The organism is Phenylobacterium aquaticum (assembly GCF_022695515.1).
GTDB lineage: Bacteria > Pseudomonadota > Alphaproteobacteria > Caulobacterales > Caulobacteraceae > Phenylobacterium > Phenylobacterium aquaticum.
This window is the reverse complement of sequence record NZ_JALDPT010000039.1, coordinates 16,827-29,102: the sequence shown is the minus strand read 5'-3', so window position 1 is coordinate 29,102 and position 12,276 is coordinate 16,827. Positions and strand designations below refer to the sequence as shown.

Sequence of the window (12,276 nt, the reverse complement as noted above, 5' to 3'; positions counted from 1 at the left end):
ACCATCGATCACCCTCGCCCGTTTCGGGGCGCCTGGTCCGGCCAGGTTGATTGTTCCCCCTTCGCCAATGGTTAAGCTTAGGTCAGCCGGCCGAAACGCGCCGGGAGGAGGAACACCATGAAGATCGCCATGCTCGCGCTTGCCGCGCCGATGCTGATGGCCGCGCCGGCCATGGCCCAGACCCCGACCTGGGTCAGCTGGGGAACCCAGAACGGCGAGACCCTGTCCTACGACTCCGCCTCGGTGAGCTGGAGCAAGCAGGTGGTCACCGCCACGGTGAAAGCCCAGTTCAGCCCGCCGGTCCCGACGACCAACGCCCAGGGCGCCTCGGTCCAGGTCGCCACCATGCTGGAGAGCATCTCGGTCGACTGCGCGGCCGGCCTCTATATCGACAACCGCAACGCCGGCTACGACGCCTCAGGCGCGATGGTCGTCCAAAGCCCCACGCCCGGCCCGGCCAAGGCGATCACGCCCGGCGGCGGCGCCGCGGCCATGCAGGCTCAGTTCTGTAAGAAGTAGTCCGGGGAGAGCGCGGCCCTGGGGCGAAACCCTAGCGGCCGCGTTCGTTCCAGCCATAGGCCACCCAGTGGTGGCCGCCCAGGTGGCGGGCTTCGATGACGCCGTCGGCCTGGGCCGTGGCGGTGCGTCGGGCGCGGAGCGCGAGGCCGGCGAGCGCCAGCAGGGCGCTGGACATCACGGCGATGATCACCACCGTCGCCGCGGCGAACAGGGCCAGGACCGCGCCCACCGCGACCGCAGCCGTGGTGGCGAGCGCGCCCCCGACCATGGCGATGCTGCGGAGTGCGGAACCGTGCTTGCGGGCGAATTCCCTGACCATGGCGTCCTCGATTGACCGGCTTTCTAGCGATCTTCGATTAATATGTCGGTCTGACGACCGCACACGTCAACAGACTTACGCAAATATGAACCTATGTGCCGCATCAGACGGCGCCTTCCAGCGCCAGAGAGCGGCGTTCGCGCATCACCGCGTCGAAGGCGGCGTTGATGGCGGCGGCCTTGGTCTCGGCGACCGCCACATATTCCGCCGGCAGGCCGCGGGCGCGGGCCTTGTCCGGATGGGTCTCGACCAGCGCCCGCTTCCAGGCGGTGCGCACGTGATCGTCCGGCGCGTCGTGGGGCACTTCCAGCACGCCGTAGGGATCGTCTTCGGCCAGGCCCAGATGGGTGGCCTTCATCCGCCGGAAGGCGAGCGCCGAAAATCCGAAATAGCCGGCCACCTGCTCCAGATAGTCGAGCTCCTCGTCGGAGACGACGCCGTCGGCCGCGGCGATGTGGAACAGGCCGTCCAGCACGTCTTCCAGGATCTGCGGGCAGTTGCGATAGCGCTTGGCGAGCCGCTTGGCGTAGCTCTCGAAGCCCCGCGTCGTCTGGCGCGCCAAGTCATAGAGCCGGTGGATGTTCGGCTCCGAGGCGGCGTCGGTCTGGAAGACCTGGGAAAAGGCGTCGAACTCCGCGACGTGGGCCCGGCCGTCGGCCTTGGCCAGCTTGGCGCCGAGCGCCGTGACCGCGGTCGAAAAGGCGGGGTCCTCGCCCGGAGGTCCGGGAGGACAGTCTACGCAGTCGGCCGCGTCAGGACGGCGGACGGCGAGCCCTGCGATGTTGCGCCAAAAGCTCATGGGAGTAATTCGGGTTCTAAAGTCTTGCGGATGCGCTGACAACGCGAAGCTGCCCTCGGGGAAATTAAGTTTTGGACAGGCGTTGGAGTTTCTGGATCGACCGGGGCGGCACCTTCACCGACGTCATCGGCCGGGCGGACGACGGCGAAGAGGTCTCGCTGAAGCTGCTGTCCGCCTCCCCCGCCTATGAGGACGCCGCCGTCGAGGCCATGCGCCGGGTCCTCAACGCCGCCCCGGGCGCCCCGTTCCCGGCCGACCGGGTCGAGGCGATCAAGATGGGCACCACCGTCGCCACCAACGCCCTGCTGGAGCGGCGCGGGGCCAAGACCCTGTTCGTCGCCACCCGGGGTTTCGGCGACGCCATACTGATCGGCGACCAGACCCGCCCCGACCTCTTCGCCCTGGATATCGTCCGCCCCGCCCCGCTCTATGCGGGCGTGGTCGAGGCCGACGAGCGCCTGGCCGCCGACGGCGCCGTGGTCGCTCCGCTCGACACGGCCGGCCTGCGCGACCGGCTCGCGGCCGCCCTGGCCGAGGGCTACGAGGCCTGCGCCATCGCCTTCCTGCACGCCGACCTCAATCCGGCCCATGAGATCGCGGCGGGAGAGATCGCCCGCGAGCTCGGCTTTCCCTTCGTGGCGCTCAGCCACGAGGTCTCCCCCCTGCCCCGCTATGTGCCGCGGGCCGAGACGACCGTCGCCGACGCCTATCTGACCCCGGTCCTGCGCGCCTATGTCGACCGGGTGGCGGCCGCCGTCGCCGGCGCGCCGCTCTATTTCATGACCTCCTCGGGCGCCCTGGTCGACGCCGCCGCCTTCCGTGGGCGCGACGCCGTGGTCTCCGGCCCGGCCGGCGGCGTGGTGGGCGTGGCCCGCACGGCCGAACAGGCCGACGCTGCGGCGGTGCTGGGCTTCGACATGGGCGGCACCTCCACCGATGTCTGCCGCTATGCCGGGGCGCTCGAGCGCCGCGACGTCGCCCGCGTGGCCGGCGCCCGCCTGCGCAGCCCCATGCTGGACGTCGAGACCGTGGCGGCGGGGGGGGGCTCGATTCTCACCTTCGACGGTTTCCGCGCGCGCTCGGGACCGCACAGCGCCGGCGCCATGCCGGGGCCAGCCGCCTATGGCCGGGGCGGCCCCGCCACCGTGACCGACGCCAATATCGTGCTGGGCCGGCTCGACGCCCGCTTCTTCCCCAAGGTGTTCGGGCCCCGGGGCGACCAGCCCCTCGATCCGCAGGCCGCCCGCGCCCGCCTGGCCGAGCTCGCCGCCGCCATGGGCGCCGACAGCCTGGAGGCCGCCGCCGAGGGCTTCGTCGCCGTCGCCGTCGAACAGACCGCCCAGGCCGTGCGCCGCATCTCCACCGAGCGGGGCTTCGACCCCCGCGACCACGCCCTGGTCGCCTTCGGCGGCGCCGCCGGCCAGGTCGCCTGCCAGGCCGCCGAGGCGCTTGGCGTCACCGAGGTGCTGTGCCCCCGCTATGGCAGCGTGCTGTCGGCCTGGGGCATCGGCCAGGCCCGCGTCGCCGCCCTGCGCCAGGCCGGGCTGGAGGCGCCGCTGGACGCCGCCGGCCTCTCCCGCGCCGGAGAGTTGCTGGACCAGCTGGAGACCGCCGCCCGCCAGGCCCTGGCCGAACAGGGCGCGACCGAGGGCGAGGTCCGCCGGACCCTGCGCCTGCGCTACGACGGCGCCGACGCCGAACTGCCGGCGCCGTTCTCGTCCCTCGCCGAGGCGAAATCCGCCTTCGAAGTCGCCCATAAGCGCCTGTTCGGATTCATCGAACCGGCCCGCATTGTCCTGATCGCCAGCGTTGAGGTTGAGGCCGTCCAAAGCCCCGCTCATCCCCGCGCAGGCGGGGACCCAAGCGGACTCACCGCCGCCACCAAGCTCAGCATGGATCCCCGCCTGCGCGGGGACGAGCGGATGGAGATGTTCGCCAACGGCGCTGTCCACGACGCCCCGATCCTCGCCGCCGACGCCCTGACCGCCGCCGACGGCCCCGCCCTGATCGTCCGCGGCGACACCCAGATCGCTCTGGCCCCCGGCTGGCGCGCAACCGCCGAGGCCGACGGCCTGATCCGCCTGACCCGCCTCGGCGCCCAGGCCCGCCGCGCCATCGCCCTCGATCGCCCCGATCCCGTCACCCTGGAGCTGTTCAACCGCCGCTTCATGGGCGTGGCCGAGGCCATGGGCGCGGCCCTGGAGCGCACCGCTCATTCGGTGAACATCAAGGAGCGGCTGGATTTCTCCTGCGCCCTGTTCGACGACGACGGCGGCCTGGTCGCCAATGCGCCGCACATGCCGGTGCATCTGGGCTCGATGGGCGCATCCGTGCGCGCGGTTCGCGACCGCCACCCGGTGCTGGCCCCCGGCGACGCCTTCGCCCTGAACAACCCCTATGCCGGCGGCACCCACCTGCCGGACATCACCGTGGTCATGCCGGTGTTCCTCTCTTCTCCTCCCCCGCCTGCGGGGGAGGGGGACCGCGAAGCGGTGGAGGGGGCGAGACCGGGCTCGGCGTTTGCGGCCGCCCCCTCCACCCCGCCTGCGGCGCGGTCCCCCTCCCCCGTGAACGGGGGAGGAAAAGCCGCGGCCTTCTATGTCGCCGCCCGCGGCCACCATGCGGACGTCGGCGGGGTGCAGCCCGGCTCCATGCCGCCGTTCTCGAAGACCATCGACGAGGAGGGCGTCCTGCTCGACGCCCTGCCGATCATGAAGGCCGGCGTGTTCCTGGAGGCGGAGACCCGCGCGGCGCTCCTGTCCGGGCCTTGGCCCAGCCGCGCCCCGGACCGCAACCTCGCCGACCTCAAGGCCCAGATCGCCGCCTGCCAGGCGGGCGCCGCGGCCGTGGCCGGCATGATCGAGGCCTTCGGCGGCGAGGTGGTCGCCCGCTATATGAGCTTCGTCCAGGACAACGCCGCGGCCAATGTGCGCCGCGCGGTCGGCCGGCTCACCGACGGCCAGGCCCGCGTGCCCATGGACGGCGGCGGCGAGATCGTCGTCACCACCACGGTCGATGCGCAGGCCGGCGAGGCGACCCTCGACTTCACCGCCAGCGCCGACCAGCTGCCGACCAACTTCAACGCCCCCTCGGCCATCGTCGACGCGCGCGCGCTCTATGTGTTCCGCACCCTGGTCGATGATGACATCCCGCTGAACGCCGGCTGCCTGAAGCCCCTGAAGATCCTGACCGGCCGGGCTCCATGCTGGCGCCGGCCCCGCCCGCCGCCGTGGTGGCCGGCAATGTCGAGACCAGCCAGCACGTGGTCGACGCCCTCTATGCGGCGCTCGGCGTCATGGCCAATGCGCAGGGCTCGATGAACAACTTCACCTTCGGCGACGAGACCCGCCAGTACTACGAGACCCTCTGCGGCGGGGCCGGCGCCACGGCGCGCCACGCCGGCGAGAGCGCCGTCCACACCCACATGACCAATTCCCGCCTGACCGATCCGGAGATCCTGGAGCGCCGCTTCCCCGTGCGGGTCGAGGCCTTCGCGGTCCGCCACGGTTCGGGCGGCGCGGGCGCGCGGGCCGGCGGCGACGGGGCCCTGCGCCGCATCCGGTTCCTCGCCCCGATGGACGCGGCCCTGCTCTCCACCCGACGCCTCAACGCCCCGCAAGGTCTGGCCGGCGGCGGGGCGGCGAAACCCGGCGCCCAGCGCCTGATCGAAAAAAGCGGCGCCGTGACGGAGCTTCCCGGCTGCTTCTCCGTTACGGTCAAGCCTGGGGACGTGATCGAGATCGAAACCCCGGGCGGCGGAGGCTATGGGCCGCCGCCTGCCATCTGACCGCCGAAATTCACAGGTAGCGCCGCCGCCATGTCCGCTCTTCTCCTCGCCCTGCTCCTCGCCGCCCAGGATGCGCCGCCCGCCCCGGCCGAGCCCGCGCCCCCCGCGGCCCAGGAGGAAGAACTACCCTTCCCCCCCGGCGCGCCGCATGACGACTATGGCTTCGTCGGCTGGTGCTATGGCGCGCTCGGCGGCTATCTCGACCTGCACGACCGGATGATCCCCGAGGTGACCCGCATCGAGGGCGCGTTCCAGGCCCCGGGCCGCACGCTCGCCCAGGACATGGCGGTCTATGACGAGCTCGACGCCATGAGCCGGACCAATATGAAGCTGTTCACCCGCGCCATGCAGGCCGCGGAAAAGGCCAGCCTGAAGCCGATCAACGCCTATGGCGCCAAGGCCATCGGCCAGGGCCGGGCCGGCTGGGCCGGCGCCAACACCCTGCCCCGCCGCACGGTCGCCCAGCAGTGGATGGGCTGGACCCTGCCCGCCCGCTGCGTGCCCACGGCCAAGACCCTGGAGAGCCGCGCCAAGCTGCTGGGCGCCACCTTCCAGGCCAATGCGCCCGCCGAGCCGGACCCGGCGCCCGTCGAGGCGCCTGCGGCCGCGCCTGTGGCCAGTCCCGACGTCGCCCAGGCTGCGCCGCCCGCCGACCAGCCCGCCGCCGGCGACCCGATCGGCGACGCCATCGCCACCGCCAAGCCCACCCCGCCCAAGCTCCGCACCAAGCCGCAGTAGGGATCTGCTGCTCCCCCACTGGGGGAGCTGGCGCGAAGCGCCTGAGGGGCCGGCCCGAAGGGACGGATACGCCCCATCCGCCTCCTGGCGAAGGCGGCCCCCACCACCGCTTCGCGGTCCCCCTCCCCCAGCGGGGGAGGAGCCAAGGCGCCCCGCGAAAATCCGTGCGCCTCGTCCCTGGCGGGTCTAGATTTCGCCGATGGCCGAGCCGCATCTCATCTATTTCGCCGATCCCATGTGCTCGTGGTGCTACGGCTTCTCGCCGGTGATCGCCGAGATCCGCCGCGCCTATGGCCGCGCCCTGCCGATCAAGCTGATCCTCGGCGGCCTGCGCCCCGGCACGACCGAGCCCATGAGCCAGAAGGCCCGTGACGAGCTCGCCGGCCACTGGACCCATGTGCAGGAGGCCACCGGCCTGCCGTTCAACCGCGCGGCCATCGACGGCGAGGGGTTCCTCTATGACACCGATCCCGGCGCGCGGGCCGTGGTCCGTGTCCGCCGCGAGGACCCGGAGCTGGCGCTGACCTATCTGGGCCGCCTGCAGGCCGCCTTCTATGGCGAGGGCCTGGACATCACCCGGCCGGAGATCCTGGCCGATCTCGCCGCCGAGTTCGGGATCGACCGCGAGGCCTTCCTCGCCGACCTCGACAGCCGCGATCTCAAGCAGGAGACCTGGGGGGATTACGGCACGTCGCAACGGGCCGGCGTGACCGGCTTCCCCACCCTGGTGGCCGGTCCCAACCAGGACGGCGCCTATGGCGTGGTGACCCGCGGCTTCGCGCCGGGCGATCAGGTCCTGGCGGTGCTGAACCAGTGGATCGAAGGCGCGGTGGCCCAGCATTGACCGCCGCTCGCCGCCTCCCCCTCCTGGCCGCCCTGTCGCTCAGCGCCCTGCTGGCCGCCTGCGCCACCACCCCGCCGCCCAAGCCCCTGAGCCAGGGCCGCGGCGCCTGGTCCTTCGCGCCCGCCAACCGGAGCGAGTCCGCCAAGCTCGCCTATGGAATTCCCAACAGCGACGATGTCGGCCTGATGCTGCTCTGCGCCCAGCCGCGGGTGAAGATCTGGATGTCCCAGCCGGCGGCGGCCCCGCCCAAGAAGATCGCCCTGCGCAGCGGCAAGGCCCATGGCGTCTATCCCCTGGCCCCGGAGGGCGAGGCCCTGCTCCAGGCCACCATGCCCGCAGCCGATCCCGTGCTCGACGCCTTCGCCGCCTCGGGTGAACTGATCGCCGACCAGACCCGCCTGGACGCGCGGGCCGCGAACGAACGCGCCGCCATCCGCGCCTTCCGCGGCGCCTGCCCCGCCAAGACGCGCTAGACGATCGCCTCGCCCCATCTCGGGCGCAAAGCCGCCGCGGGCATGTCGACAACCGTGTTCCCGCGTGCTCAACTTATCTGGGGTTGAGTTGGGGGACGTTGCGGTGAGCGATACGAGTACGAGACGGGCCAAGCTGGAGATCGGCCGGGTCTTCTCCACGACCTTCGCGGTGGTGGGGCGTAATCTGCGCCCCTTCGCCCTGGTGGCGTTCCTGTTTGGCGCCCTGCCTGGCCTGGTGACCCTGGGGGTTCAGACGGCGCTGGGTATGAACAGTCTGCGCCCCGGTCCGGCGAGCATCCTGGTCGGCCTCCCCTTCGGCCTGATCGCCTTCGCCTGCGCCATGATCTCTCAGAGCGCCCTTATCCAGATGACGGTCGCCGATCTGAATGGCCAGCCGGTCTCGATGCGCCCCGCCCTGATCCGGGGCGTGCGCGCGATCCTGCCCCTGATCGGCCTGTCGATCGTGTATTTCTTCTGCTGCGGGCTCGCGTCCCTGTTTTTCTTCGTACCAGGCGTGATGCTCGCCCTGGCTTGGTGCGTCTCGACACCCGCCTATGTGATTGAGAGCCGCGGAATCTTCGCGGCCTTCTCGCGCAGCGCCGCCCTGACCAAGGGATCCCGCTGGCGACTACTGGGCCTGTTTCTGATCCTGATGATCACCTTCTTCGTTGTCGAGATCGCGGCAGTCGGACTGTTCGGCGGGTTCAGTGGATTCGCCAAATCCATGGCCAGCGGGTCCGCGATTTCAGTCGTTCGGCTGTTCAGCCTGCTCTTCAGCTTGATCATCGCCATGCTCCTGCACCCCGGCATCGCCGTCCTCTACAGCGAGCTCCGCCGCATCAAGGACGGCGTCGGCGCCGGCGACCTGGCCGCCGTCTTCGACTGACCATGTCCGACACCGCCGCCTCGCCCGAGCGCCTCGACATCGGCCGTGTCCTGCGCACGACCGTCGAGGTCACCCGCCGCAATCTGGGGCCGATGCTGCTGCTCGCGGCCATATTTGGAAGTCTGCCCGCCCTGGTGATTGATTTCGCTGCGGCGCTCGCGCATGTCCCGGCGCAGTCGGTAAGTCTGCTCGACAGGTCCGTGAGTTTAGTCCTCGGCGTGATCCTCCAGGGAGCCCTGATACACCTGACGCTGACCGATCTTGATGGTCGCCAGTCCACATGGACACAGGGCGCGTCCGCAGGTCTGAAGACGTTTAGAGGCTTGCTCGGGATCAGCTTCATTGTGGGCGCGGGCGTATTCCTGGGCTTCATTCTATTCGTCGTGCCAGGCGTCATGTTGGGGGTCATGTGGTGCGTTGCAGGCCCCGTCCTGGTCTCTGAGCGCCGCAGCCTGTCTCCCGCCTTCACCCGCAGCGCAACGCTCACACGGGGCCATCGCTGGACAATACTCGCCCTGTTGATGATCTACTGGTTCAGCGTCGCTCTGATCGTCCTCGTAGTATCCTTTGGGCTTGGCGTTCTGATCGGCATCTTCGCCGATGCGGGAAGCGCAACTCTGGTTGGCACAGCGCTCGCCTCGCTGATCATGGGCCTGGTCAACGGCCCGATCTTCGCCGTGCTCTACACCGAGCTTCGCCGCCTGAAGGAAGGCGCGACCCAGATCGCGGAGGTGTTCGACTGACGCCTCAGCCGGCGTCGAACTTGTCGGCGCGGCGGCGGCCGAACAGCATCTGGCGCTCCAGCCGCCCGCGCAGGGCGGCGTAGTAGCCAGTCAGGAAAGCGCGGTCGGACACCCCGACCTCGTCGATCCAGCCGATCTTGCCGCGGATGCGCCGGGCGACCTCGGCCAGGGTCTTGCGGTCATTGCTGCGCAGCACCGACTCCAGCACCTGCAGCTCCTTGATGCCGTAGGCAGAGAGCTGCTCGTCGGTGAACCGCAGCTCGTTCAGCGCCACGGCCCCGTCCCGCGACAGGTCCGGCGCGAGGATTGGCTTGGGCGCCCGCACCACCATGGTCCCGGCGATCAGGTCGCCGGCCCTCAGGTGATCGCGGTTGAACAGGGGGAACAGCAGGAAGACCAGCGACCACAGGCAGCCCAGCGAGATCACCCAGGCGTCGACGCCCTGGCCCCGGCTGAGCATGAAGATCATCGGCAGATAGAGTTCCAGCTCGCGCATGGCGTTGCGCCCGAACACCGCGTCGGCGGTCAGGCGGCCGCCGTTGCGGGCGATGACCCGGAGCTTCATCACCCGCTTGCCCGGGGTCGCCGCCGCCGGGGTCAGCTCGAAGCCGGTGAAATAGAAGTTCCGCAGCAGGAAGAAGCCCAAGAGCCAGATCACCGCCGGGGCGCTTCTCGCCGTGACGTTGCTGACCCACAGCGCCGCGCCCACCAGGATCGTCAGCAGGATCAGGGCCGCCATGATGATCAGGAGGTCGATGACCAGGGCGCCGGCCCGCTCCGACACGGCGCCGACCTTCAGCCGCAGATCGACGCCCTCCGGCGTCACGAATTCCCGCCCGGCGTCACTCATGGCCCAGGCCTCCCCGCCGCCGCGGACCGTAGAAATAGAGCCCCCAGACCGCCGCGCTGAGCGTCGCCACGCCGTAGCGCACGGCGGTGTTCTGGATCAGCTGGCGGGCGAATCCTTCGAGCAGGCCGGCGACGAACAGCATGACCACCACGCCGGTCATCACGGCGGCGGCGCGGCGGCCCGCCTGGGCCACCGCCTCTGCCCGGGGTCGGTCGCCGGGGAACAGGGTGGCGGTCCCGATCGCGAAGCCGGCCGCCCCGGCCAGGGTCACGGCGAACAGCTCCGTCACCCCGTGAATGAACAGCCAGCCCCCCGCCTCCACCCCCAGGCCGCGGGAGATGAACAGCGACAGGAAGGCGCCGAGCATGGCGCCGTTATAGGCCATCAGCGCCCCGGTCGGCACGCAGAAGGCGAAGCCCAGCGCGAAGGCCAGCAGCGCGATCCCCGCATTGTGGGTGAACAGGAACGCCGCCATCACCGACAGCCCCGAATGCTGCTGCCCCTTCGGCGCGGCGAACAGGGTGCTGCGCAGGAACTCCGCCGAGGCCGATGGGTCCCGTCCGCCGGCCAATGCCTTGGGCACGAAGGAGAAGTACCAGCCGGCGTCCTGATGGATTAGGGCCATGGCCACGATCAGGCCCAGCACCCCGATCAGGGTGGCCGCCAGCGTCTCGCGCCACAGGCCGCGGACCGCGGCCGGCCAGTCGTGGGAAAAGAATCGTCCGGTCCGCTCCCACACGCTGGTGCGCGGGCCGTAGACGATGAAATAGGCCCGGGCGCACAGGCTCTCCAGATAGTCGATCAGCCCCTGGTCCAGGGTGATGGCGCGGGCCACCGACAGGGACGACAGGGCCTGGCGGTAGAGCACCGGGATCTCCAGCAGCTCCGGGGCGGTCAGCTTGCCGGGCGAACGCCCCTCGACCTTGGTCAGCAGCCGCTCGAGACGGCGCCAGTCCGCCTCGCGCTCCTCGCGGAACCGGTGGCTCTTCAGCTGCAGCTCGGCCATCAGAGAAGCTCCCGCCGCTTGATGTCGAGATAGCTGTTGATCAGGTCCGGCCCCAGGCGGTCGACACGGGCCTCGACGATCAGGGCGCCGGCCCGCCTCAGCCGGGTCAGCACCATCTCGCGCTGCTGCAGCAGGGTCCCGGCGATCACCGCGCGGGACACGTCGTCCGGCTCGGCCGGGGCGCGGTCGGCCAGGGTCTCCAGCTCCTCGTCGCGCAGGGTCACGAACAGCACCAGGTGGGTGCGCATCAGCCGGCCCAGGTTCTCCAGCATCAGCTCGGCGCTGGTGGCGTCGGCGAAGTCGGTGAAGATCACCACCAGCGACCGCCGGCTCAGCTGCCCGGCCAGGGTGGTGAGGCCCAGGGTGAAATTGGTCTCCTCGGTCGTGTAGTCCACCGAGGCCGCCAGCCGCTGCAACAACGGAAAGGCGCCCGCCCCGCCGGCCGCGCCGCTCGACACCCGCGGCCGGGAATCGAAGGCGAACAGCCCGACCCGGTCGCCGAGCTTCAGGCCCACAAAGGCCAGCAGCAGGGCGGCGTTGATCACATGGTCGATCCGCGGCGCCCCGGCCAGGGGCGCGCACATTAGCCGGCCGGTGTCGAGCGCCAGGATCACCGGGTGATTGCGCTCCGTCCGGTGCTCGCGGCCCAGCAGCTTGCCGTGCCGGGCGCTCTGCTTCCAGTCGATGGCCCGCAGGTCCATGCCGGTCTGGAACTCCTTCAGCGCATGGAATTCCGAGCCCTGGCCGATCTCGTTCTGAACCTTGATCCCCAGCGACGCGTCGCGGGAGAACAGCCTCAGCGCCTCGTCGCGGATCATCTGGATATTGGGGGTGACCGGCAGCACCCGCCCCGGCGCGTCGCGGCGCTGCACCCAGGCCAGGCCCAGCGGGCCCCGCCACCGGGACCAGATGGCGTCGATCCGGCCCTCGCCGCGGCGCAGGGGGGCAAGGGCGATGCGCGCCTGGCCCTCGCCCTGGGTCAGGTCCATCCGCCGCGCGGCGCCATCGACGCTCAGGCGATCATTGACGCCCAGGGCCAGCTCCATCCGCCGCGCGCGCCGCCGGTGAACCTGGCGGTGACCACCGCCTCGCCCGCGCCGCCGACGCCCAGGCTCTCCGGCAGGTCGAGGCTCAAGTTGAGCCGCCCGGGCGAGGCCGCCAGCCAGGCGTCCGCCAGCACCAGGGCCACGGCCGCCAGCGCCCAGGCCAGGCCGAGCGCCCACAGGCCCGGCGCGAGGACGCCGAGCGCCACCGCCACCGGCGCGCCGGCCAGGGCCAGGATCATGCTGCGGCGGGTGGGATAGACCATGGG

Annotated in this window: 12 protein-coding genes and 1 pseudogene; 7 read left to right on the top strand and 6 right to left on the bottom strand. The window is 71.0% G+C overall.

Annotated features, from left to right (window positions below; translation table 11 throughout):
- Window positions 1-117: 117 nt before the first annotated feature.
- Window positions 118-519, top strand: coding sequence for a surface-adhesin E family protein (locus MQH10_RS22080; protein WP_242566141.1), 402 nt, complete (start codon window positions 118-120; stop codon window positions 517-519).
- Window positions 520-550: 31 nt separating this feature from the next.
- Here the strand turns inward: MQH10_RS22080 and MQH10_RS22075 are convergent, their stop codons facing one another.
- Both MQH10_RS22075 and MQH10_RS22070 read right to left on the bottom strand, forming a co-directional pair.
- Window positions 551-838, bottom strand: coding sequence for a hypothetical protein (locus MQH10_RS22075; RefSeq protein ID WP_242566140.1), 288 nt, complete (start codon window positions 836-838; stop codon window positions 551-553).
- 103 nt (window positions 839-941) lie between these two features.
- Window positions 942-1,637 carry a molecular chaperone DjiA gene (locus tag MQH10_RS22070; RefSeq protein WP_242566139.1) on the bottom strand — a complete coding sequence of 232 codons (696 nt, stop codon included), beginning with the start codon at window positions 1,635-1,637 and terminating at the stop codon, window positions 942-944.
- Window positions 1,638-1,708: 71 nt separating this feature from the next.
- On the opposite strand from MQH10_RS22070, the pseudogene MQH10_RS22065 reads away from it, so the two are divergent.
- The 6 genes and pseudogenes from MQH10_RS22065 (at window position 1,709) to MQH10_RS22035 (ending at window position 9,108) form a co-directional block, all read left to right on the top strand.
- Window positions 1,709-5,424 (top strand): annotated as a pseudogene (locus MQH10_RS22065) (hydantoinase B/oxoprolinase family protein).
- A gap of 30 nt (window positions 5,425-5,454) precedes the next feature.
- The gene (locus MQH10_RS22055) at window positions 5,455-6,162 is read left to right on the top strand and encodes a hypothetical protein (RefSeq protein WP_242566136.1); all 708 of its coding nucleotides are present in this window, start codon (window positions 5,455-5,457) and stop codon (window positions 6,160-6,162) included.
- Between the two features lie 199 nt (window positions 6,163-6,361).
- Window positions 6,362-7,006 (top strand): DsbA family protein, encoded by a 645-nt coding sequence (locus MQH10_RS22050; RefSeq protein WP_242566135.1) that lies wholly within the window; start codon window positions 6,362-6,364, stop codon window positions 7,004-7,006.
- Window positions 7,003-7,479 (top strand): hypothetical protein, encoded by a 477-nt coding sequence (locus MQH10_RS22045; RefSeq protein WP_242566159.1) that lies wholly within the window; start codon window positions 7,003-7,005, stop codon window positions 7,477-7,479. The genes MQH10_RS22050 and MQH10_RS22045 overlap by 4 nt, the downstream gene beginning before the upstream one ends.
- A gap of 103 nt (window positions 7,480-7,582) precedes the next feature.
- Entirely contained in the window at window positions 7,583-8,365 is a 783-nt protein-coding gene (locus MQH10_RS22040; RefSeq protein WP_242566134.1) for a hypothetical protein, read from the top strand.
- Between the two features lie 2 nt (window positions 8,366-8,367).
- On the top strand, window positions 8,368-9,108 hold the full coding sequence (locus MQH10_RS22035) for a hypothetical protein (protein ID WP_242566133.1): 741 nt from the start codon (window positions 8,368-8,370) through the stop codon (window positions 9,106-9,108).
- Between the two features lie 4 nt (window positions 9,109-9,112).
- On the opposite strand, the gene MQH10_RS22030 is transcribed toward MQH10_RS22035, so the two are convergent.
- The 4 genes from MQH10_RS22030 to MQH10_RS22015 are packed head-to-tail and all read right to left on the bottom strand — an operon-like array spanning window position 9,113 to window position 12,273.
- On the bottom strand, window positions 9,113-9,958 hold the full coding sequence (locus tag MQH10_RS22030) for an RDD family protein (protein ID WP_242566132.1): 846 nt from the start codon (window positions 9,956-9,958) through the stop codon (window positions 9,113-9,115).
- A complete protein-coding gene (locus MQH10_RS22025; RefSeq protein ID WP_242566131.1) occupies window positions 9,951-10,964 on the bottom strand; it encodes a stage II sporulation protein M in 1,014 nt (337 codons plus the stop codon). Before MQH10_RS22025 ends, MQH10_RS22030 begins: the two co-directional genes overlap by 8 nt.
- Window positions 10,964-12,010 (bottom strand): DUF58 domain-containing protein, encoded by a 1,047-nt coding sequence (locus tag MQH10_RS22020; RefSeq protein ID WP_242566130.1) that lies wholly within the window; start codon window positions 12,008-12,010, stop codon window positions 10,964-10,966. The genes MQH10_RS22025 and MQH10_RS22020 overlap by 1 nt, the downstream gene beginning before the upstream one ends.
- A complete protein-coding gene (locus MQH10_RS22015; protein WP_242566129.1) occupies window positions 11,977-12,273 on the bottom strand; it encodes a hypothetical protein in 297 nt (98 codons plus the stop codon). Before MQH10_RS22015 ends, MQH10_RS22020 begins: the two co-directional genes overlap by 34 nt.
- Window positions 12,274-12,276 lie beyond the last annotated feature (3 nt).